The organism is Promicromonospora iranensis, assembly GCF_028994805.1.
Taxonomy (GTDB): Bacteria; Actinomycetota; Actinomycetes; order Actinomycetales; family Cellulomonadaceae; genus Promicromonospora; species Promicromonospora iranensis.
In genome coordinates this window covers 291,565-314,042 of the sequence record NZ_JAJQQP010000002.1, presented here as the reverse complement: position 1 = coordinate 314,042, position 22,478 = coordinate 291,565, and the positions used below count along the sequence as shown (strand labels likewise).

The window sequence follows — 22,478 nt, the reverse complement described above, 5'->3', positions numbered from 1 at the left end:
CGTGAGCACGACGAGGGCACCGAGAGCAGCGCGCGACGACGTGGAGGCACCATTGGACGAGCAGTACGTTGCGGACCGGGCAGACGGCTACCCGACAGGCGCCCCGGACCCAGGTGCGGCGCCCCTCAGCCTCGACTGGCGGACCGACCACCTGCTCGGCGAACCGTTCCAGGAGGCCCCGCTCGGGCCCGCCACGCTGGTGCGCTACCCGCACCCGGACGACGCTCCCCCGCCCCACGCGGCCGTCATCCACGTGCACGGCTACAACGACTACTTCTTCCAGGAGCACCTGGCCCGCACCTTCGCCGCGGCCGGCTACGCGTTCTACGCCGTCGACCTGCGGGCGGCCGGGCGGTCCCTGCAGCTGGACCAGATCCCGCACTTCGTGATGGACCTGCGCGAGCAGGCCACCGACATCTCGGCCGCCGCCCGGACCGTCCGCGCGCTGGAGCCGGGGCTGCCGCTCGTGCTGCACGCCCACTCCACCGGCGGGCTCACCGGGGCGCTGTGGGCGCATGCGCACCGCAACGCCGCGGGGGCAGACGCCGGCCCCGACGTGCTGGTGCTCGACTCCCCCTTCCTTGACCTGTGGGCGCCCGACTGGCAGCGGGGCGTCGGCACACGGGTGCTGGACACCGTCGGGCGCCTGGCCGCCACGGCCATCGTCAAGGACGGCCCGTCCCGGTACGCCGAGCACCTGCTCGCGGCCAACGGCGGGCGGTGGGAGTTCGACACGACGCTCAAGCGCCCCGATGGGCTGCCCAGCCGGGTCGGATGGTTCGTCGCGGTGCGACGCGGCCAGGCGCGGGTCGCCGTGGGGCTAGAGATCGCGTGCCCCGTGCTGCTGGCGCGGTCCGACTCGTCCGGCCCGGACACGCTCGACAACCCGCGCCTCGGCGCGCAGGACACCGTGCTCGACGTCGAGCAGATGGCGGCGCTCGCGCCGTACCTGGGGCACGACGTCACGGAGCTCGTCGTCCCCGGCGCGGTCCACGACCTGACACTGTCGGCCGACGAGCCGCGGCAGGCCTACCTCGCCGGCATGTTGGAATGGACGAACAGCCGGGTGGACCACGTGGCCGGCGGCCGGGACGCGACGTAGGACCTACGCCGCACGGGCAGCACGACGAGCAGCACGCAGGACCACGACGCAGGACCACGACGCAGGACCACGACGCAGGACCACGATGCAGGACCACGATGCAGGACCGACACACGAGGGACAGCCAGTGACCTACTTCGAGGGGCCGTTCCAAGCCCTCGCCCACCGCGGGTTCGCACACTCTTCGGCCGGTACCGAGGGCCTGGAGAACTCGCTGGCGGCGTTCGGCGCCGCCGTCGACCTCGGCTACCGCTACGTCGAGACGGACGCGCACGGCACCGCCGACGGCGTGGCCGTCGCACTGCACGACGAGTCGCTCGACCGCACCACCGACGGCACCGGCCTCGTCGCCGAGCTGCCGTGGTCGGACGTCAGCGAGGCCCGCATCGGCGGCGTCGAGCCCGTGCCGCTGCTCGAGGACGTGCTCGGCGGCTGGCCGAGCCTGCGCGTGAACGTGGACGTCAAGCACGACTCCGGCGTCGGGCCGGTCGCGCGGGCCATCGAGAAGACCTCGGCGTGGGACCGCGTGTGCGTCACGTCCTTCGACGCGGGGCGGCGCAGGGCCACGCTCGCCAAGCTGTCCCACCCGGTGGCGGTCTCGGCCGGGCGCAGCGAGATCAGGGCCTTCCTCACCGGGGTACGCCTGCACACGCGCCCTCTGGTCCGCCGGTCGCTGCGGGACGTCGACGCGCTGCAGGTCCCGGTGCGCGAGAAGTCGGTCACGGTCGTCGACGCCGCGACGATCCAGGCGGCGCACTCGCTCGACAAGAAGGTGCACGTCTGGACCATCAACGACCGCGCCGAGATGGTGCGGCTGATCGACCTGGGCGTCGACGGCCTCGTCACCGACCGCGCCGACGTGCTGAAGGACCTCCTCGTCGAACGAGGGCTCTGGGACTGACCTACTCGCAGCCGACGCCGTCACCGTCCCGGTCCAGGTGCGAGCCGTAACCGGGGTCGCCGCTGTAGACCGGGGCTGCGCCGTCCGCCCGGGCGGCGTCGCAGTTGTCGTAGTACGCCGCGCCGCCCGTGTCCTCGGGTTCCTCGGCCGCGGGCTCCTCCGCCGCGGGGGCTTCCTCCGCTGCGCGACCCGCGGCTTCCGCGGTCTCGACCGCCGCCTCACGGTCCGCGACGTCGGACTCTCTCGCGTCCAGGTCGGTCTCCGCGGACCTGACCGCCTTCTCCCGGGACTGGACCTTGTCCGCCTTCTGCGTCACGCCGGCCCTCAGCGTGGCGAGGCTCTTCTGGTCGGAGGCCAGCTGCGCCACGTCCGCCTCGAGCGACTCCTGTGCGCCGGCGAGCGCCTCGGCGTCGGTCCGCGCCTCCGCGAGCTCGGCGGCCGCGGCCGAGGACACGGCGGAAGCAGAGGCCTCGGCCTCTGCGGCTACGGACGCACCCGACGAGCCGCCCGCGCCGACGCCGAAGAGGAAGACGACCACCGTGGCCACCACCCCACCCAGGATCATCAGCGGCTTGCGCCGGGACTTCTTGCGCGCCTCCTCGTCCGGTACCTCGACGAAGACGGCGCCCTCCCCGATCAGCGCCGTGTCGGGTACATCGACCCATAGCTGCCAGCCATCCGGCTTCGACCACTGGGAATCGGGCTCCCACTGCAGGTCCGGCGTCCACTCCGGGGTGGGAGCGGGCCAGCCTGGCGGCACGTTGTAGACCTTACGCACGATGGTGCCTTCCGGTCGGCGTACGACCGGAGCCGCACGCGGGCTGCCCCCTGTCCGTCGGACGGTAGGCCTGTTTGCCTCGCATTGCGCAGTGAGCGGGCAAGTTCACCCCAGGTCACCCCCGATGGCGCCCGCCACCCGGGTCGCCGCACCTCGCCGCACCGTGGCGGGGTCAGCCCAGCGTCAGCGTGACCGGCGTGCCGGGGCCCTTGGCCGGGGGCTCCTTCGAGACCTCCGCGTAGGCGGCGGCCAGGAGGGTCGGGTCGGGGCCCTCCAGGCGGACCGGCTTGGCGACGTCGTCGAGCACGACGAACCGCAGCAGGTCGCCGCGGGTCTTCTTGTCGCGCCGCATCGCGGCCAGCAGCTGGTCCCAGCGGTCGCCCCGGTAGTGCACCGGCAGCCCGAGCGACGACAGGATGGCGCGGTGCCGGTCGGCGACGTCGTCGGACAGCTTGCCCGCCACGCGTGCGAGCTCCGCCGCGAAGACCATGCCGACGCTCACCGCGGCGCCGTGGCGCCACTGGTACCGCTCGGCCAGCTCGATCGCGTGGCCCAGCGTGTGCCCGTAGTTCAGGATCTCGCGCAGGCCGGCCTCCTTGAGGTCCTCGCCCACCACCTGGGCCTTGACCCGGACCGACCGCTCGACGAGCTCGGCCACGACCGCCCAGGTCTCGTCGGTGGCTTCCGCGCCCGCCCAGTTCCGCAGCTCCTCGACGTGGGTCTCGACCAGGTCCAGGATCACGGGGTCGGCGATGAAGCCGGTCTTGACGACCTCCGCCAGGCCCGCGACCAGGTCCCACTTGTCGAGCGAGCCGAGCGCCGCCAGGTCGCAGAGCACACCGGCCGGCGGGTGGAACGCGCCCACGAGGTTCTTGCCCTCGGTCGTGTTGATGCCGGTCTTGCCACCCACGGCGGCGTCGACCATCGCGAGCAGCGTGGTCGGCACGTGCACCACGCGGATCCCGCGCAGCCAGGTCGCGGCCACGAAGCCCGCCAGGTCCGTGGTGGCGCCCCCGCCGACGCCGATGATCGCGTCCGACCGTGTGAAGTCCAGCTGGCCCAGCAGGCCCCAGAGGAACGCCGCCACCTGGGGCGTCTTGGCCGACTCCGCGTCGGGCACCTCGGCCACGAACGCCTCGTAGCCTTCACGCTTGAGGTCTTCGGCGATCGTGTCGGCGGTCGCGGACAGCGCGGCCGGGTGGACCACCATGACCTTCCGGGCCGCGCCCACCAGCGACGGCAGCTCACCGAGCAGGTGACGGCCGATGACGACGTCGTAGGGGGCGTCTCCCCGCACGGTGACCCGTGTGGGAGCACTCTCGGTGCTCACGTGGTGCTCTCCTCGTTCTTCTTCGGGTCCACCAGGTCGGGGACCTCCTCGGCCAGGGCCAGCGCCTCGATGATCTCCGCGGCCACCCGCTCGCCGGGCCGCTCGCTCGACACGATCGTCAGGGTCGCGAGCCGCTCGTACGTGGGGCGCCGCTCGGTCATCAATCTCTGCCACTGCGCACGCGGGTTGCCCAGCAGCAGCGGCCGGGCCTGGTTCATGCCGACCCGCTGGGCGGCGATGGACAGCGGCACGTCCAGGAAGACGACGTGGCCGCCGCCCGCCGTGTACTTCTCGAGCGCCTCCTGCGTGGCAGGACTCATCACGGCGCCGCCGCCGAGGGACAGGACGCCGTCGTGCTCCGCGAGGGCGGCGAGCACCGCCTCACGTTCGAGCTCCCGGAACCGCGGCTCGCCGTCGTCCACGAAGATCTCGCTCACGGGCTTGCCCGCGCTCTCCTCGATGTCCGCGTCGGTGTCACGGACGGTGACACCCAGGCCCGCGGCGAGGATGCGCCCGACCTTCGACTTGCCGGAGCCGGGCGGCCCGATCATCACCGCGACCGGCCCGCTGCGTGCGGCGCCGCTCACTGCAGGAGCTCCGGGATGGCGGCGACGTAGGACTCCATGTTGCGGCGAACCTCGGCCACGGAGTCACCGCCGAACTTCTCGCACGCGGCCTCCGCCAGGGTGAGCGCGACCATCGCCTCCGCGACGACGGCGGCGGGCGGCACCGCGCACACGTCGGACCGCTGATGGTGCGCCGTGACGGGCTCACCGGTGGCGGTGTCCACGGTCGGCAGCGCGCGCGGCACGGTCGAGATGGGCTTCATCGCGGCCCGCACGCGCACGACCTCACCGTTCGACATACCGCCCTCGATGCCGCCCGCCCGGTTGGTCGTGCGCCGGATCCGGCCGGGCGCGCCGGCGCCCTTCGGTCCGGACCCCGCCTCGCGCACGATCTCGTCGTGAGCGGCCGTGCCGCGTCGACGCGCGGTGCGGAAGCCGTCGCCGACCTCGACCCCCTTGATCGCCTGGATGCCCATGAGGGCGGCGGCGAGGCGTGCGTCGAGCCGGCGGTCGCCCTGCACGTAGGTGCCCAGGCCGGACGGCACGCCGTAGGCGAGCACCTCGACGACGCCGCCGAGCGTGTCGCCGTCCTTCTTGGCCAGGTCGATCTCCTCGACCATGAGCTTCGAGGAGGCCGCGTCGAGGCAGCGCACCGGGTCGGCGTCGAGCGCCGCGAGGTCGTCGGGGGCCGGCAGCGCTGCGTCGTCGGGCACGCTCGCCTCGCCGATGGCTACCACGTGCGACACCAGGCGGACGCCGAGCGCCTGCTCCAGGAACTTCGCGGCCGCGACGCCGAGCGCCACACGGGCGGCGGTCTCGCGGGCCGAGGCACGCTCCAGCACCGGCCGGGCGTCCTCGAAGCCGTACTTGCGCATGCCGATCAGGTCGGCGTGCCCGGGGCGCGGGCGCGTCAGCGGGCGGTTGCGGGCCACCTCGCGCTCGTCGCCGGTGCCGGCGTCGACCAGGAGCGCCTCCGGCGGCACCGGGTCGGCCGACATGACGTCGGTCCACTTCGGCCACTCGGTGTTGGCGATCTCGATGGCGAGCGGCCCGCCCTGCGTGATGCCGTGCCGGAGACCGCCGAGCACCCGCACCTCGTCCTGCTCGAACTTCATGCGCGCACCCCGGCCATAACCGAGGCGGCGGCGCGCGAGCGCACCTTGAATGTCCGACGTGGTCAGCTCCACCCCGGCGGGCAGACCCTCCATCACGCCCACGAGGGCAGGACCGTGCGACTCACCCGATGTCAACCAACGCAGCATGCCGCGATTGTTTCACGCGTGTCACGCAGGCGACGCCTCCGTCCGCTGGACGGGCTCATCGCTCCGGGTCGGTGAGCGCCGCGCGCAGCGCGTCGTCCATGGCGCCCAGTGGTGCCGTGCGACCGGTCATCAGACGGACCTGCTCCGCGGCCTGGTGCAGGAGCATGCGCTCACCGCCCACGGTGTCGGCGCCGAGCGCGGACCAGGCGGACTGCAGGGCCGTGGGGCGCGGGTCGTAGACGACGTCCAGGAGCACACCGCGGGGCTTCTCCCCCGCGGCGGTCAGCAGCTCGGTCAGCAGCGGGGCCCACTGGTCGGCGGCGTGCTTCGGCGTCGTCGAGACGACGGCGTCCGCGGCCGCCAGGGCGGACGTCGTCACGCGCTCGTCGAACACCTCGAACGACGGGCTCACGCCCATCCGCGCCACGGCCTCGCGCAGCGGTCCGATCCGGTCCAGGGAGCGCACGAACACCCGCGGCGAGACGCAGCCGAGCTCCGCGACCGCAGCGAGGGCCGACGCCGCGGTCGCACCCCCGCCCAGGATCACCGCGTCGGTCACGCCGCGGGCGCCGAGGCCCTCACGCAGTGCGGCGACGATGCCATGCACGTCGGTGTTCGTGCCGGTCGTGCTCACCGCGCCGCGGCCTGTGCCCCGGCCGGTGCCGCCGGCCGCGGAGAACAGCACGGTGTTCACGGCGCCCACCGCCTCGGCGAGGGGCTCCACGTGGTCCAGCAGCGGGATCACGGCCTGCTTGAGCGGCATGGTCAGGCTCAGGCCTGCCCAGCCGGCGTCGACGTCCCGCAGGAAACTCTCCAGGGCGTCCTCCGTCACGTCGTGCACGCCGTACTCCCAGCCGTCCAGGCCCAAGGCTCGGTAGGCCGCGGTGTGCAGCACCGGGGACAGGGAGTGCGCGACAGGGTGGCCGAGCACGGCGGCGCGACGCTGGTGAACAGGCATACGGAGATCATGCCGCAGAACCGCACGTGCTCACGCTCTCCGCCGAGCCGTGTTCCCCGTCCACCCGGCCCAGGTCCACCCCTGCCCAGGTCTACCCGGCCCAGTCCGGGTTCTCCTCCATCCACGCGTGCAGCTCGGCCACGTTCTGGTCGTGCTCGGCCTGGGTGTTCGCGAACTTCGTCTCGCCGGTCTCGAGGTTCACGGTGCACCAGTAGAAGACGTCGGAGTCGTCAGCGGGGTTCATCACCGCCTCGATCGACTCGCGGCTCGGCGCCGCGATCGGGGTCGGGGGCAGGCCCTTGTTGCCCCGCACGCTCAGGTTGTACGGGTTGGATCCGTCCGCCAGCTCGGCGCTGGTGAGGCCGCCGCTCGTCCGGCCCAGGCCGTAGAGCAACGACGCGTCGATGCCGAGCCACTCGTCCGCGGCCAGGCGGTTCTCGATGGCGGCCGCCATGATGGGCCGGTCCTTGTCCAGCCGTGCCTCACGCTCGATCAGGGATGCCTTGATCAGCACCGTCTGACGCTGCTCGGCGGGAACCCCGAGCGTCTTCAGGATGCTGGTCGTCTCGTTGATCATCTGCGTGACGACGTCGGCCACCGGCGTCTGGTCCGGCTTGACCTCGTAGCTGCTGGGGAACAGCCAGCCCTCGGGCTCTCCGCCGGCCTCTGGCGGCAGCAGCGAGGCGATGTCCGCGAACGTCGCCTCCACGTCCGCCTGCGGCCACCCCTGGTCGATCAGGCTCTGCTTGATCTGGCTGATCGCATACCCCTCCGGCACGGTGAAACCCGCGCGGTCGATCTTGTTCTCCGCGAGCAGCTCCACGGCCGACGCCGCGCTCATCCGCAGCTTCAGCGTGTGCGTGCCCGGCTGGATCGCGGCGGCGTCGGGGTTGGCCCCGTAGGCGTGGACGAACGCACCGACGCTCGCCACCACGTCCTTCTCCGCGAGCTCGGCACCGATCGTCGCTCCGTTGGCACCCTGGGGCACCTCGACCGTGACCGGCTCGCCCCCCGTGCCCTCGTAGTCGGGGGCAGCCAGCGGGGTACGGATCCCGAACAGGTAGCCGTCGTTCAGCGCTGTCCACGCGCCCAGACCGCCGAGGACCAGCAGGACGGCGACCACGGCGACGATCAGCGGCCCCCTGGACCGCTTGGACCGCTTGGCACCCTTGGACCGCCTGTCCCGCCGCGTGGGATACGCGTCCCGTTCTCCTCGCCGGCCGCGAGAACCGCTGGCGTGCCGCGGTGGCCCCGAATAATTCACTCCGGGAAGGGCCTCGGTCACGCTCGCTCCATCCTCTGCGCTGCCTGGATCTCTGCTGATCCACGCCTGATCACCACGCGGGCGCGCGACACCGCCATCGCATGTCACGATCGCATCACAGCCCGGGTGCCGCGAACGCTACCCCGATCGGTACATTCCCGGCCAACTCCCAGGATTCACCGCACGGAGCCGTCAGGAGCGCCCGCGACCTGCGAATTCACCCGTTCGCGGCCTGCCACTCGCGCAGCTCCTCCACATTGCGCTGGTGCTCCTCGAAGTTCTCGGCGAACTTCGTCTCGCCCGTCTCGAGGTTGACCGTCACCCAGAACTTCCAGTCGCCCGGTGCCGGGTTCAGGACCGCGTCGATCGACACCTCGCCCGGGTTGGCGATGGGACCCGGCGGCAGACCGGTGTGCTCGTAGGTGTTGTAGCGGTTCTTCGGGTCGTCGAGGTCGGCCCGGGTGAGCTCGGTGCCCGGCTTGCCGGCTCCGTACGCGACCGACGCGTCGATCTCGAGGACCGTCTTGTCGTCCAGCCGGTTCTCGATCGCTCGCGCGATCTTGGGCTTGTCCTCGGCGTGCCGGCCTTCGCGCTCCACGAGCGACGCCTTGATCAGCACGGACTCCCACTGTTCGGCGGGGACGTTCTTGCGCTGGAGCAGACTCCTGGTGCGGTCGACCATCCGCGTGAGCAGCTCCGCGGCCGTGTCGTCCGGCTTCACCATGTACGTGTCCGGGTAGAGCCAGCCCTCGACCTTGTCCCCGGCCTGCTTCGGCACCCCGAGCTCGGCCGGGTCCTTCAGCGCCGCCCGGAAGTCCTTGGCGGGCAGGCCGGTGACCTGCACGGCACGCTCCACGATCTGGTCGGCCGTGTAGCCCTCCGGGATGGTGAGCTGCAGGTCGACGGTGTCGTTCTTGACGAGCAGCGCCACCGCGTCGCGCGCGGGCATCTCCTCGAGCATGGTGTGGGTACCCGGCCGGATCAGCACCGAGTCCGGGTTCTCCTCGAACGCCTTGGTGAACGCCGAGACGCTCGCGACGACGCCGGCGTCGTAGAGTGCCTCGCCCATGGCGGTACCGGTGGCACCCTCCGGGATCTCGACGTCGATCTGGTCTCCGCCGGGACCCGGGTAGTCCTTGGACTCGAGGGGGTTCGTCAGGCCCGTCAGGGACTCGAGGTTGGACCACACCGCGTAGCCCGCGCCACCGACCAGGACGAGGGCGACCAGGAGCACCACGAGCGAGCGTCCGCGCTTGCGTCGGCGACGCCGCTGGGATCGCCTGCTCGATCTCGGTTCGGGGAACGCAGGATCTGCCGGGCTGCGCGGGGGCGCCGTGAAGAGGTCCGTCACCGGAGACTCACTGTCCTTCGTTGGGGGGCCACTGGGTCATTCGTGCGTGTCGTGCACGGTCCGCACCTCGACGAGCTCGCCGGCGCGCTCCCCCTTCGCCCGCTCCGCGTCGAGTGCAGATTGCAGAATGATAACGGCTGCGGCCTGATCGATCACGGATCTGTGCCGCTTGGTCTTGCGACCGGCTGCGTGGAGCGCCTGGTGCGCCGAGACGGTGGTCATCCGCTCGTCGACCAGACGGACCTCCGCGGCCTCCCCTGCCGCGGCGAGCGCGGCGACCAGGCGGGCCGCGAAGGCCCGGGCGTCGGCCGTGGCCGCGCCCTCCTTGCCGGACAGGTGCCGGGGCAGTCCCACGTAGACGACGGCGGCGAAGCGATCCACCGCCTCGGCGACGATCCGTGCGACGTCGGCAGTAGTGCCCTCGGCACTCCGGACGGGCCGCTTGCCCGACTGCTTGCCGGTACCCGCCAGCACCCGCGGCACCGTCTCCACCGGGGTGGCGACGAGGCCGTCGGGGTCGCTGGCGGCCAGCCCGATCCGGGCCATGCCGACGTCGATCCCGAGCCGGGCTCCGCGCGGGAGGCCCGGCTCGGTGGTCTCGACGGGCTCGACGGGCCCGCCCAAGCCAGGCACCGTCAGGCGCCGACGGCGGCCAGGCGCACGCTCTCGGCGATGCCCGCCAGCGCCTCGCCGAGCTTGGCCGGGTCGGTGCCGCCGCCCTGGGCCATGTCCGGCTTGCCGCCGCCACCGCCGCCGAGCGTCTGGGCCGCCGTGCGGACCAGGTCCCCGGCCTTGTAACCGGCCTCGCGCGCGGCGGCGTTCGTCACGACCACCACGACGGGCCGACCGCCCGAGACGCCACCGGCAGCGGCCACGACGGGCTCGGCCTCACCGAGGCGCGAGCGCACGTCGAGCACGAGGGCGCGCAGGTCGTCGGCCTGGACCTCCCCGGCGTCGTGCGCGACCACGCGGACGTCGCCCACCCGCGGGGCCTCGGCGGCGAGCTTGCCCGCCGTGGCCAGCAGCTGGCCCTGGCGCATCGCGGCCAGCTCCTTCTCGGCCTCCTTGAGGCGGGAGACGAGCGAGCCGACGCGGTCGGGCAGCTCCTCGGCGCGGGTGTTGAGCAGTCCGGTGAGCTGGCCGACGAGAGCGTGCTCCTTGGCCTGGAAACCGTACGCACCGTCGCCCACGAGGGCGTCGACCCGGCGCACGCCCGAGCCGATCGACGACTCGCCCAGCAGCATCACGCGGCCGAGCTGGCCCGTCTGCTTGACGTGCGTGCCCGCGCACAGCTCGCGCGACCAGTCGTCACCGATGGACACCACGCGCACGACGTCGCCGTACTTCTCGCCGAACAGCGCCATGGCCCCGGCCTCGCGGGCCTCCGCGATCGGCATCAGCTGGTCGGTCACCTCGAGGTTGTCGGCGAGCCGCACGTTGACGCGCTCCTCGATCTCCTGCAGGGCCGACGACGGAACGGCCGACGGCGAGCGGAAGTCGAACCGGATGCGGCTCGGGGCGTTCTCCGACCCGGCCTGCGTACGGTCCGGGCCCACCAGCTCGTGCAGGGCCTTGTGGATCATGTGCGTGGCCGAGTGGGCGCGGCTGATGGCCTTGCGGCGCTCGGTGTCGATCTGCGCGGTACCCGGGTCGCCCAGCGCCACGGTGCCCTCGATGAGGCGGCCGCGGTGCACGCTCAGGCCCTTGATGGGGCGCTGGACGTCGTCGACCTCGATGGTGGCACCGGCGTCGAGCACGATCGTGCCGTGGTCGGCGAGCTGACCGCCGGCCTCGGCGTAGAACGGGGTGCGGTCCAGGATCACCTCGACCTCGGCCGGGGCGGTGACGGCCGGGGCGGGCACGCCGCCGGACAGCAGGCCCGTCACGCGCACGGAGGCGTCCGTCTGCGTGTAGCCGAGGAACTCGACGGGGGCCGACAGCTCCTTCTCCAGAGCCTCGTACGCGGCGACGTCGGCCCCGCCGGTGCGCTTGGCAAGGGCGTCGGCACGGGCGCGCGAACGCTGCTCCTGCATGAGCGAGCGGAAGGCCTGCTCGTCCACCTGGACGCCCTGCTCGGCGGCCATCTCGAGGGTGAGGTCGATCGGGAAGCCGTACGTGTCGTGCAGCTGGAAGGCGGCCTCGCCCGGCAGGACGAGACCCTTGCCGTCCTCGCCGCCGGTGCTCTTCTTGAGGTTCTCCACGGCCGTGTCCAGGATCGTGGTACCCGAGACCAGCGTGCGCCGGAAGGCGTCCTCCTCGGCGTAGGCCACGGCGGAGATCTGCTCGAAGTTCGCAGCGAGCTCCGGGTAGGACGGTGCCATGGCGTCCTTGGCGACCGGCAGCAGCGAGGTCAGGGCCAGGCCGTCGACGCCGAGCAGGCGCATGGCGCGCACGGAGCGGCGCAGCAGACGGCGCAGCACGTAGCCGCGGCCCTCGTTGGAGGGGCGCACGCCGTCTCCGATGATCATCAGGGCAGAGCGGACGTGGTCGGCGACGACGCGCATGCGGACGTCGTCCTCGTGGTTCTCGCCGTACTTCTTGCCGCTGAGCTTCTCGGCGGCCTCGATGACGGGGAAGACCTCGTCGATCTCGTACATGTTGTCCTTGCCCTGCAGCAGGAAGGCAACACGCTCGAGACCCATACCGGTGTCGATGTTCTTGTTCTCGAGCTCCCCGACGATGCGGAACTCCTCCTTGGACCTCACCTCGTCGATCTCGTACTGCATGAACACGAGGTTCCAGATCTCGACGAAGCGGTCACCACCCTCGTCGACCAGCGGGCCGCCGTCGGGCCCATACTGGGCGCCCCGGTCGTAGAAGATCTCCGAGCACGGACCGGCCGGGCCGGGCTGGCCGGTGGACCAGTAGTTGTCCTTCTTGCCGAGCCCCTGGATGCGCTCGTCGGGCAGGCCGACGATGTCCTTCCAGAGCTGCCGGGCCTCGTCGTCCTCGTGGTAGACGGTGACCCACAGCTTGTCGGGGTCGATGCCCAGCTTGCCGCCGTCCAGCGAGCCCGTCAGGAAGTCCCAGGCCATGCGGATGGCGTCGGCCTTGAAGTAGTCACCGAACGAGAAGTTGCCGTTCATCTGGAAGAACGTGCCGTGGCGCGTCGTCTTGCCGACGTCCTCGATGTCGAGCGTGCGCACGCACTTCTGCACGCTCGTGGCGCGCTTCCACGGCGGCGTCTGCTGCGCCGTCATGTACGGGATGAACGGCACCATGCCCGCGATGGTGAACAGCGTCGACGGGTCCGGGGAGATCAGCGACGCAGACGGCACCACCGCGTGACCCTGAGCTTCGAAGTAGTCGAGCCAACGCTTGCGGATCTCGGCGGTGCGCATGAGGTCAGTGATCCTTCTTCTCGGTCGTGCGGAAACGTGTCGTGCTGAAACGTGTCGTGCGGAAAGGTGGTGGGACGCGCAGGGGACGCGCACGTCGCGTCCGGAACCGGACGCGACTCTATTCTGCCGCTGGTAGCGCCGCGGACGGAAACTGAATGATGCCCTGCGCGGTGGCGGAGCGGACCGGCTAGCGCCGGTGGCCCGGCAGCTCGCCCCGGAGGGACGCCATCAGCTCGGCCTCGCGCTCGGCACGCGCCGTGGTGAAGTCCGACCGGAAGGAGTGCGCCATCCGGTTCAGCCGGACGCCGGCCTCGTCCACGGCAGCCGCCGCGCGCTCGCTCACGGCCTCGGGGGTGTAGCGCGCGACGACCTGGCGGCCCTTGCGGATGACGACGACCGTGACGGTCACGCCGACGCCCACCCAGAACAGCCGGCGGATCATGCCCCGACCCCGGTGGCGCCCGCGTCCGGGCCGGCGTGCTTGCCGGACCGGCCCTTGGCCTGGCCGAAGGCCTGGCGCACGCCGTAGGAGAAGGCCGCGACCTTCACGAGCGGCTTGCCCAGGGTCGCCGCGTACAGGCCCGTCAGCGCGGAGACGTTCTCGCTGACCGACGCCGCCGACGTGGTGATCGTGTCGACCTTGACGAGCTGCGTGTTCGCCGACGCGACGGTGCTCGCGGCCTCGTCGAGGATCGGCACGGAGTGCTCGGTGACGTCACGGACGCTCGATCGCGCCTCGTCGAGGAGCTTGCCCAGCTTCCACAGGGGGACGGCGAGAAAGCCCACCAGCAGCACGAACGCGATCGCCGCGATCAGTCCCGCCACGTCTCCGAGGTCGCCCAGGGTCATGCGCAAGCTCCTGCCTGAAGGTCCGCCCGTGGTCCGCTGATGGCCCACTGCTGGTCAGCTGGTGTCCGGCCTGATGTGTCTGCACGGAACGTTGGTCACCCTATCCCGGACGCCGCCGCCGGCGCCGCCCGACGCCAGCGTGCCGCGAATCTCGTGGGTCGCGTCGGCCCGGGTCGGCACAAGTCGGTACAGCAGAACGCCCCGCTCGCGCCGAAGCGCGGACGAGGCGTCCTTGAGGTGCTGAGCAGAAGTGCTGAGCAGACCGGATCAGCGAGCGTAGAACTCGACGACCATCTGCACGTCGCAGGTCACGGGGACCTCGGCGCGCTTCGGCTTGCGGGTCATCGTGGCCGACAGCTTCTCGAGCTGCACGTCCAGGTAGCCCGGCAGGGTCGGCAGCACGTCGCGGTGCGCACCGGCGGCGGCGACCTGGAACGGCACGGTGGCCTGGCTCTTCGGCTTGACCTGGATGGTCTGGCCCGGCTTCACGCGGAACGACGGGCGGTCCACGATCTTGCCGTCGACGAGGATGTGGCGGTGCGTCACGTGCTGACGCGCCTGCAGGATCGTGCGGCCGAAGCCGGCACGCAGCACCACGGCGTCCAGACGGGTCTCGAGGTCCTCGACCATGACCTCACCGGTCAGACCGGCCTGCTTGCGGGCGTTCTCGTACACCTTGAGGAGCTGCTTCTCGCGGAGCATGTACTGCGCGCGCAGACGCTGCTTCTCGCGCAGACGCACCGCGTAGTCCGACTCGGTGCGGCGACGGGCACGGCCGTGCTCACCGGGCGGGTAGGGACGCTTCTCGAAGTGCTTGACGGCCTTGGGCGTGAGCGCGAGGCCCAGCTTGCGGCTCAGGCGCACCTGACGGCGCGCACGGGTCACAGAAGTCACTGTGAATTCCTGTCCTGTAGTGAATGAAGGTCACACCCGCGCACAGCTCGCCCATGAAGGGAAACCGCACCGGGTGCGGGACCAGCCGATGGAACGGGCGGGCGGATCAGTGATCCGACCATCACGCTCACGGGGCCGAGGTCCCAGGGAGTCGCCATAGGCAACCGGTACATCTTAGCGCACGTCAGGACTTCGGCCTGCCGTGGGGCCCGTCACTCCTGGCTGCCGAGGATCCCCCGGATGCGTTCCAGCCGTTCCGACACCTGCCGCTCGTAGCCGCGGTCGCTCGGGTCGTAGTAGCGCGAGCCCGCCAGCACGTCCGGCAGGTACTGCTGCGGCGCGACGCCGTGCGGCCAGTCGTGCGCGTAGCGGTAGCCGTCACCGTGCCCCATCTCCTTCGCGCCCGCGTAGTGCGCGTCACGCAGGTGCGGCGGCACCGTGCCCACCCGGCCCGCGCGCACGTCCGCGAGCGCCGCGTCCACCCCGAGGTAGGCGGCGTTGGACTTGGGTGCCGTGGCCAGGTGCACGACGGCCTCGGCGAGCACGATGCGTCCCTCGGGCATGCCGATGAGCTGTACCGCCTGCGCGGCGGCGACGGCGGTCTGCAGGGCCGAGGGGTCGGCCATGCCGACGTCCTCGGCGGCGGAGATGACCAGGCGCCGGGCGATGAAGCGGGGATCCTCGCCGGCGGCCACCATGCGGGCGAGGTAGTGCAGGGCGGCGTCGACGTCGGACCCGCGGATGGACTTGATGAACGCGGAGATGACGTCGTAGTGCTGGTCGCCGTCGCGGTCGTAGCGGACGGCGGCGACGTCGACGGCGCGCTCGACGTCGGCCAGGCCGATGCGCGGCACGGTCTCCTCGCCAGCGGCCGTCGTCGGGGCCTCGTCCGACAGCACCGCGCCCGCGGCGGCCTCGAGGATGGTGAGCGCCTTGCGGGCGTCGCCGCCGGAGAGCCGCAGGAGGTGCTCGGTGGCCTCGTCGTCGAGCTCGACGGCGCCACCGAGGCCCCGCTCGTCGGTGACGGCGCGCAGGACGAGCTCGCGGACGTGCTCGGTCTCCAGCGGCCGGAGGGTGAGCAGCAGCGAGCGGGACAGGAGGGGCGAGTTCACGGAGAAGCTGGGGTTCTCGGTGGTCGCGGCGACGAGCGTGACCCAGCGGTTCTCGACGCTGGGCAGCAGGGCGTCCTGCTGGGACTTGGAGAACCGGTGGACCTCGTCCACGAACAGCACCGTCTCGTCACCGCCGGTGGCGAGACGGCGGCGGGCGTCCTCGACCACCTGGCGCACGTCCTTGACGCCGGCGGTGACGGCGCTCAGCTCCACGAAGCGGCGCCCGGACACCGTGGCGACGAGGTAGGCGAGCGTGGTCTTGCCGGTGCCGGGCGGTCCCCAGAGGATGACCGACGACGGGGCGGCGCGCCCGCCGGCCCCCGGCTCGATGAGCCGTCGCAGGGGGGACCCGGGCACCAGCAGGTGCTGCTGTCCGGCGATCTCGTCGACGGTGGCCGGGCGCATGCGCACGGCGAGGGGTGACGACGCCCGTGCGGCCGGTGTGCCTGCCGTGTCGGTCGTCGCGGCATCGAAGAGATCCACCATGCCCCCAGCCTACGGAGCCTCACCGACATGCCCGTCCGGCGCGGGCTCCGGCGCAGGTCAGGACGCCTCTTCGCGATGATCGCCCGCTCGGCGCGCGGGAGGATCCGTGCGGTGAGATGGTCGCTCGGTGCTCACATCGCTGTTCGACGCGCTGGGCCGCGCCGTCGCGCGCCGCCCGCTGACGACAGTCGCCGTCTGGTTCGTCCTGGCCTCCGCCGGGCTCCTCGCGGCCACGACCGGGGTCGGCGGGCCGGACCTCCTGGACCGGGCGGGTGTCGCCGCGCCGTCGGCCCCGGGCTCGGACAGCGCCGCGGCGGACGCCGTCCTCGACGCCGCCGCACCGCACGACAGCTCGGTCTCCCTCGTGGTGCGCGGCGTCGACCCCGCCGACCCGGCGGTCGCGACGGCGATGAGCGCGCTGAGCGCCGGGATCGCCGACCTCGACGGCGTCGCGACCGTCGTCAACCCGTACGTGCTCGACGGCGGACCGGCCAACCCGGCCGCGCGCGACCTCGTGTCCGCGGACGACGACGGGTTCGTCACCTACGTCCTGTTGAAGGAGGACCAGCACGACGGAGCAGCAGACGGCGCCGGAGCAGCGGACGACACGGTGCTCCACGACGCCGTCGTGCAGCGTCTCGAGGCCGTGCCGGCCGCTCTGCGCCGGGACGCCGGCGCGGGTGCCGCGGCGGCGTCCGGTCTCGTGACCAGCTCCGGCCTCGTGGGCGACGCCGTCCGCGCGCAGGCACGGGACGACCTGTGGACCGGCGTGCTCGTCGCGCTCCCGGCGGCGTTCGTCGTGGCGGCGCTCGCACTGGGCGGGCTGCTGGCAGCGGCCGTGCCGTTCGCGGCAGCCCTGGCAGCGCTGGGCACGGGGCTCGGGGCGCTGTACCTGTTGTCGTACCTTCCGTCGCAGGCCGTGGGCGTCGACGTGTCCGTGCCCGCGGTCGTCGCGATGCTGACGACCGCGGTCACGCTGGGCAACGGGCTGTTCCTGACCGCGCGGTTCCGGGAAGAGCTCGTCGCGCTGTCGGGCCTGGCCGCCGAGGCGCCGCTGCTGCGCCGGCGGCGGCGCGACGGCGTGGTCGTCGAGGCGGTGGCCCGCGCGACGGCGACGGCCGGGCGGGCGGTCACGCTCTCGGCGCTGGCGCTGGTCGCGGCCACCGCCGGCCTGCTCGTGCTCTCCCCCGGCGTCGTGCTGGGCGCCGGAACCGGGACCCTGGTGGCGGCGGTGCTCGCGCTGCTCGCCACGGTCACCCTCCTGCCGGCGCTGCTGGCGCTCACCGGGCGTCGTCTCGCCCGCCGGGGAACTCTCGGGCAGGTCACGACGAGCGTGCTCGGGCAGCGGTACCGGGCGGCGCGCGCACGCGCCGCGCACCCCCGGCGCGTGGTGGCCCGCTTCGTCCGCCGACGCCGGTGGATCGTCGCGGCGGGCTGCCTGGTGGTGCTGCTCGGGCTCGCAGCCCTGGCCCTCGCGCTGCAGGTCCGGGCCACGAGCGCCCTCGAGCTGCTGCCCGACGACGCCGAGCAGCGCCGCTTCGTCGAGGTCCTCGCCGTCTCCTACCCGGCCAGCGAGGGCGCCGAGCTGACGGTCCTCGCCCGGGCGGCCCCCGCCGACGTCGGGCCGCTGGCCGCGGAGATCGCCGGCCTGGACGGCGTGTCCCGCACCGACGAGCCCCGCGCCCTCGGTCCCGCCGGCGGCAGCGGTACGCCGACCGCCTACTCCGTGGCCGGTGTGCACACCGGTTCCGCCGATGCCACGAGCCGGCAGGCGCAGGACGTCGTGCACGCCGTCCGCGGGCTGGAGGCGCCCTACGAGGTGCTCGTCACGGGCCGTGCGGCGACGCAGGCCGACCTCGCCGGGACGCTCGCGCGTGGGTGGCCGGCCGCCGTGGCCGTGGCGGCGGTGACGGCGCTCCTCGTCCTGCTCGCGACCGGGTCGGCGACGGTGGCGGCCGCCGCCGTCGTGTCGGGCGGCCTCACGCTCGGTGCCGCCCTCGGCGCGCTGGTCGTCGCCTTCCAGTGGGGCGCGCTGACGCTGCCGCTGCGGGTCACGTCGGTCGGCGGCATCGAGGCGAACGTGCTCGCCACCGTCACCGCCCTGGCCTTCGGGCTCGGGTGCGGTCACACCCTGCTGGTGACCTCCCGGGTGGCCGAGCTGCGCGCGGCGGGCACGCCCGACGCCGAGGCGGTCCGCCGTGGCCTGCACCGTTCCGGACGGTCGGTGCTCGCCGCCGTCCTGATGGTCGTGGTGGTCTGTGCGGCGTTCCTGGCCGGCGGCGGGCTGGCCATCAAGGAGACGGGGTTCGCCGTCGCCGTCGCCGCGCTGGCCGACCTCCTGGTGCTCGCCCTGCTCTGGCCCACCGCCCTCGCCGTGCTCGGCCGCCGGGCCTGGTGGCGACCCCGAGCCCAGCGCCCCGCCCGGCTCAGCTGACGCCGGGCAGGATCCGTGCGCCGACCCGTGAGCCGACCTGCGCGCGGGGCGCGTCGGCGGGCCACGGCTCGTTGGGCTCCCGCGGGTCGCCCGCCACGATGCTGCCGACCCAGGCGTCCCGCAGGATGCCGCGCTGCAGGGCGTGCTTGCGCAGCGTGCCCTCCACCCGGAGCCCGAGGCGCCACGCCACCCGGCGTGACGCCCAGTTGCCGACGTACGCGACCCAGGTCACGACCGACAGCCCGAGGCCGTCCGGGTCGAGCGCCCAGTCGACGACGAGCCGGGTCGCGTCGGTGCACAGGCCGCTGCCGCGGGCGTCCGGCGCCATCCAGTAGCCGAGCTCACCGGTACGCTCCTCCCCCGGGCTGCCCTCGCACGTCAGGCCGACCATGCCGATCAGGGGCCCGTCGGCCTCGCCGGGGGCGCGTACCGCCCACGTGCAGACGGAGCCCTTCGCCCAGCCGTCCGCCACGTGGTAGCGCACGAACCCCTCGGCGTGCCGACGCTCGTAGGGAACGGGGACCACCGTCCAGTCGGCGACCGCGGGGTCCTGGCACGCCTCGGTGATCGCGTCGACGTCGGCGTACGTGGGGACGGACAGGCGGACGTGGTCAGAGGCCAGCACGAACGGTTCCATCGCTCGATGGTGCCACAGAAACAGGGTCCGACCTGCGGCTTTACCGCTATGAGGAATTCCGCCCCGGCGACGGGTCGGCGTCGAACGAGCCGTCGTCGGCATCGGCGTCGGCATCGGACGGGCCGTCGCCAGGCACCGCTTCGTCAGGCACCGCTTCGTCAGGCACGGTGCCGTCGGGCTGCTTGCGCAGCGTGCTGTACACGGACCAGGCCACCGCGATCAGCGGGACGGCGATGATCGCGCCGAGGATGCCGCCCACCACCGTGCCGCAGGTGACGCCGAGAGCCACCACCACCGGGTGCAGCGAGACCTGCTTGCCCATGATGAGCGGCTGCAGCACGTGGCCCTCGAGCTGGCCGATGCCGGCGATCCCGAGCGTGACGGCGAGCGCCGTCAGGAGCCCGTCCGCCGCGAGCGCGACCACGGCCGCGATGATCATGGCGAGGGGCGCGCCGATCAGGGGGATGAAGGTACCGATGAAGACGAGCACGGCGAGCGGCGCCGCCAGCGGCACGCCGAGAATCGACAGGAAGATGCCCGCCAGGATGCCGTTCGTGATGGCGACGAGGACGATGCCGCGGGTGTAGCCGGAGAAGGTGTACCAGCCGGCACCTGCGACGGCGTGCCACTTCTGCCGGGTGCGGGCGGGCACCTGGGTCATGAACCAGCGCCACATCCCGGTGCCCGACGCGAGGAAGAAGACCGTGCAGAAGATCGCCAGCACCAGCACGGCGACGCCCTCGACGATCGATCCGGCGCTCTCGGCCGCCCGGCTGACGAGCGTCTGGGAGTTCTCCTGGATCCAGTCGGCGGCGTCGTCGATCCACTGGTCGCGCGTGTCCAGATCGACGTCGACCGGCAGCGAGCTGTTCTCGATCAGGTCGACGATCTGGTCGATGCCGGTGTTGAACTCGCCCGCGAGACGTTCCCACTGCCCGGCGACCGACACCACGACATAGGTCAGCAGACCGCCGATGACGAGCACGCCGGACAGGATGGCCGCGGCCGTGGCCAGGGCTCGGGGCATCACCCGGTGGTACAGGTCGGTCAGCGGGTTGAGGACCGCGGTGATCACCAGGGCCAGGAACACGGCGACGAAGACGATCAGGACCTGGGTGACCGCCCAGAAGACCAGGGCGATACCGGCCACGAGCACGATGAGGCGCCACGACCAGCCGGCGGCGGTGCGCAGCCAGGGTGGCGGAGCGCTGTCGTGGGGCACCGGGCCGCTGGGCATGGCGTTCGTGGATGGTGCAGGGTCAGGCACCGAGTCAGTCTGCCTCATGGGCGGGCTCGGTGCCCTGCGCTGCGGCCGGTGTCGCGCCCTGCGTCCGCTTGCGCAGCGTGCTGATGACCGCCCACGTCACCGCGGTGAGCGGCACCGCGACGACGGCGCCGAGCAGGCCGCCGAGCACCGAGCCCGCCGCGACGACGAGCGCCATCACCACCGGGTGCAGCGAGACCTGCTTGCCGGTGATCAGCGGCTGGAGCACGTTCGCGTCGATCTGGGCCACCACGACCATGCCGATGAGCACGACCAGCGCCAGCACCGGGCCCTTGGCGGCCAGCGCGACGAGCACGCTCACCACGATGGCGGCGACCGGGCCGATCATCGGGACGAACGCCCCCAGGAAGACCACCACGGACAGCGGGAGCGCGAGCGGCACGCCCACGACGGTCAGGAAGACGCCGGCCAGCGCGCCGTCGGCCAGCGCCACGAAGAACATGCCGCGCGTGAACCCGGAGAACGCCGTCCAGCCGGCGCTCGCGGCAGTCTGCCAGCGGTCGTGCCGGTCGGCCGGGACCAGGGACAGCACCCACTGCCACATCCGGCCGCCCTGGGTCAGGAAGAAGACCGTGCAGAAGATCGCGAGCACGACGGCGGTCGCACCCTCCGCGATGGACCCGGCACTCTCGGCCGCCGTGCCGACGTAGTCGCCGGCGTTCGCCTGGAGCCAGGCGCCGCCGTCGGCGAGCCACTCGCTCGGCGTGCCGAGACCGGCCAGGAGCGGGTTCCCCGTGAGGAGCTCGGCGAGGTCGGTCAGACCGGTCCCGAACTCGGTGGCCAGCTCCTCCCACCGGCTCACCACGGAGGACACCACGTACGTCACGAGCCCGCCGACGGCGAGCACCGCGGTCAGCAGGGACGCGGCCATCGCCAGGCCCCGGGGCATCACCCGGTCGTACAGGTCCCCGAGCGGGAGCAGCACGGTGGTGAAGACGAGGGCCAGGAACAGCGCGACGAACACGAGCTGCACCAGGCTCACGACGTAGAACACGAGGGCCACGGCCAGACCGATGCCGACCAGCTTCCATGCCAGGTCGCCCGTGGACCGGATCCACGGCGCCCCGAAGGCCGCCCGCGCGGGGAGCTCCTGGTCCACCGGCCGCTGTGCGCTCTCCGGCACGTCCTGCTGCGGGATGGTCGGCGACTCCGCCGCTGTCGTCGGCGCTACCGTCGGCGCGTCAACCGTCATCGCCATGCTCCCACTATTGTTTTGGGCGGATTGTCCCAGCGGACGTTAGCGGCAGGTCGTAGCGCACGACAACTGGCACCACAGTCCACGGGACAGCCGGCAGGACGCCTGGCACGGCACAGGCCCGCGAGCGCATCCTCTGGCCGCGCGCCGGGCTACGGTTCCGCCGTGTCACCGACCGGCGGACACGTGCTCGCTCGCCAGGACGGCGTAGTTCAGCTCGGTGGCCCATGCGCCGTCGTCGGGCCGGATGTCGCTCTCCACCAGACGCGCCTCCAGCCGCATGCCGAGGCGCTCGCACACCCGGGACGAGCGCGTGTTCTCCTCGTCGATGCGCGCGAAGACCCGGTGGAAGCCGTAGACGTCGAACGCGAGACCGAGTGCCGCGCGGACCGCCTCGGTGGCATAGCCGGAACCTGCCACCTCGGGGCGGAAGCCGTAGCCCACCTCCGCCTGCCCGGTGCCGTGGGCCCACTTCAGGAGCACCTCGCCGATGACGGACCGGCCCGCACGCTCGACCACGGCCAGGACCAGCACGTCCCCCGGCAGGGAGAACGGGGCTCCCGACCAGTCGATCAGCTTCCGCGTGGCGAGCTCGGGCGTCCACGGGGGCTGGAACATGTAGCGCGCCACCTCCGGCCGCGAGCGCCACGCGAGGAACGCGTCGGCGTCCGCCGGGGTGACCGGGCGCAGCTCCAGCCGCTCGGTGGTCAGAGGCCAGTGCGGGGTAGTCACG

General features: G+C 72.6%; 20 protein-coding genes. 3 read left to right on the top strand and 17 right to left on the bottom strand.

The genetic code is table 11. The annotated features are described in order from the left end of the window. Position 1 precedes the first annotated feature (1 nt). A complete protein-coding gene (locus tag LUM46_RS03940; protein WP_274992417.1) occupies positions 2-1,102 on the top strand; it encodes an alpha/beta hydrolase in 1,101 nt (366 codons plus the stop codon). Between the two features lie 127 nt (positions 1,103-1,229). Then, positions 1,230-2,003 carry a glycerophosphodiester phosphodiesterase family protein gene (locus tag LUM46_RS03935; RefSeq protein ID WP_274992416.1) on the top strand — a complete coding sequence of 258 codons (774 nt, stop codon included), beginning with the start codon at positions 1,230-1,232 and terminating at the stop codon, positions 2,001-2,003. 1 nt (position 2,004) lies between these two features. Here LUM46_RS03935 and LUM46_RS03930 read toward each other — a convergent pair whose 3' ends face one another. The 13 genes from LUM46_RS03930 to LUM46_RS03870 form a co-directional block, all read right to left on the bottom strand. Beyond that, positions 2,005-2,781, bottom strand: a complete 777-nt coding sequence (locus LUM46_RS03930) for an excalibur calcium-binding domain-containing protein (RefSeq protein ID WP_274992415.1) — start codon at positions 2,779-2,781, stop codon at positions 2,005-2,007. Positions 2,782-2,953: 172 nt separating this feature from the next. After that, positions 2,954-4,111 carry a 3-dehydroquinate synthase gene (gene aroB / locus LUM46_RS03925; RefSeq protein WP_274992414.1) on the bottom strand — a complete coding sequence of 386 codons (1,158 nt, stop codon included), beginning with the start codon at positions 4,109-4,111 and terminating at the stop codon, positions 2,954-2,956. Then, positions 4,108-4,662, bottom strand: coding sequence for a shikimate kinase (locus LUM46_RS03920; protein WP_374726994.1), 555 nt, complete (start codon positions 4,660-4,662; stop codon positions 4,108-4,110). The genes aroB and LUM46_RS03920 overlap by 4 nt, the downstream gene beginning before the upstream one ends. Positions 4,663-4,694: 32 nt before the next feature. Then, a complete protein-coding gene (gene aroC, locus LUM46_RS03915) occupies positions 4,695-5,939 on the bottom strand; it encodes a chorismate synthase (protein WP_274992412.1) in 1,245 nt (414 codons plus the stop codon). Positions 5,940-5,994: 55 nt separating this feature from the next. Beyond that, entirely contained in the window at positions 5,995-6,897 is a 903-nt protein-coding gene (locus LUM46_RS03910; protein WP_274992411.1) for a shikimate dehydrogenase, read from the bottom strand. Between the two features lie 91 nt (positions 6,898-6,988). Then, on the bottom strand, positions 6,989-8,020 hold the full coding sequence (gene mltG / locus LUM46_RS03905) for an endolytic transglycosylase MltG (protein ID WP_274992410.1): 1,032 nt from the start codon (positions 8,018-8,020) through the stop codon (positions 6,989-6,991). 358 nt (positions 8,021-8,378) lie between these two features. Beyond that, positions 8,379-9,512, bottom strand: coding sequence for an endolytic transglycosylase MltG (gene mltG, locus LUM46_RS03900; protein WP_274992409.1), 1,134 nt, complete (start codon positions 9,510-9,512; stop codon positions 8,379-8,381). A gap of 36 nt (positions 9,513-9,548) precedes the next feature. Further along, positions 9,549-10,136, bottom strand: a complete 588-nt coding sequence (gene ruvX, locus LUM46_RS03895) for a Holliday junction resolvase RuvX (protein WP_374726923.1) — start codon at positions 10,134-10,136, stop codon at positions 9,549-9,551. Between the two features lie 11 nt (positions 10,137-10,147). Further along, positions 10,148-12,853 (bottom strand): alanine--tRNA ligase, encoded by a 2,706-nt coding sequence (gene alaS, locus LUM46_RS03890; RefSeq protein ID WP_274992408.1) that lies wholly within the window; start codon positions 12,851-12,853, stop codon positions 10,148-10,150. A gap of 187 nt (positions 12,854-13,040) precedes the next feature. Then, a complete protein-coding gene (locus tag LUM46_RS03885; RefSeq protein WP_274992407.1) occupies positions 13,041-13,295 on the bottom strand; it encodes a hypothetical protein in 255 nt (84 codons plus the stop codon). Beyond that, complete coding sequence (locus tag LUM46_RS03880; RefSeq protein WP_274992406.1) at positions 13,292-13,702, bottom strand: DUF948 domain-containing protein; 411 nt, start codon at positions 13,700-13,702, stop codon at positions 13,292-13,294. The genes LUM46_RS03885 and LUM46_RS03880 overlap by 4 nt, the downstream gene beginning before the upstream one ends. Before the next feature lie 267 nt (positions 13,703-13,969). After that, a complete protein-coding gene (rpsD, locus tag LUM46_RS03875; RefSeq protein WP_274992405.1) occupies positions 13,970-14,596 on the bottom strand; it encodes a 30S ribosomal protein S4 in 627 nt (208 codons plus the stop codon). Between the two features lie 212 nt (positions 14,597-14,808). Then, on the bottom strand, positions 14,809-16,191 hold the full coding sequence (locus LUM46_RS03870; protein ID WP_274992651.1) for a replication-associated recombination protein A: 1,383 nt from the start codon (positions 16,189-16,191) through the stop codon (positions 14,809-14,811). A gap of 130 nt (positions 16,192-16,321) precedes the next feature. On the opposite strand from LUM46_RS03870, the gene LUM46_RS03865 reads away from it, so the two are divergent. Beyond that, positions 16,322-18,628, top strand: coding sequence for an MMPL family transporter (locus LUM46_RS03865; protein ID WP_274992404.1), 2,307 nt, complete (start codon positions 16,322-16,324; stop codon positions 18,626-18,628). Here the strand turns inward: LUM46_RS03865 and LUM46_RS03860 are convergent. The 4 genes from LUM46_RS03860 to LUM46_RS03845 all read right to left on the bottom strand — a co-directional run bounded on the left by LUM46_RS03860 (position 18,621) and on the right by LUM46_RS03845 (position 22,477). Further along, positions 18,621-19,265, bottom strand: a complete 645-nt coding sequence (locus LUM46_RS03860; protein ID WP_274992403.1) for a GNAT family N-acetyltransferase — start codon at positions 19,263-19,265, stop codon at positions 18,621-18,623. The two genes, LUM46_RS03865 and LUM46_RS03860, sit on opposite strands and share 8 nt — an antisense overlap. A 46-nt stretch (positions 19,266-19,311) precedes the next feature. Next, the gene (locus LUM46_RS03855; RefSeq protein ID WP_374726924.1) at positions 19,312-20,532 is read right to left on the bottom strand and encodes an AI-2E family transporter; all 1,221 of its coding nucleotides are present in this window, start codon (positions 20,530-20,532) and stop codon (positions 19,312-19,314) included. A 4-nt stretch (positions 20,533-20,536) separates the two neighbouring features. Further along, positions 20,537-21,748 carry an AI-2E family transporter gene (locus tag LUM46_RS03850; protein ID WP_274992401.1) on the bottom strand — a complete coding sequence of 404 codons (1,212 nt, stop codon included), beginning with the start codon at positions 21,746-21,748 and terminating at the stop codon, positions 20,537-20,539. A gap of 165 nt (positions 21,749-21,913) precedes the next feature. Further along, the gene (locus LUM46_RS03845; protein ID WP_274992400.1) at positions 21,914-22,477 is read right to left on the bottom strand and encodes a GNAT family N-acetyltransferase; all 564 of its coding nucleotides are present in this window, start codon (positions 22,475-22,477) and stop codon (positions 21,914-21,916) included. Position 22,478 lies beyond the last annotated feature (1 nt).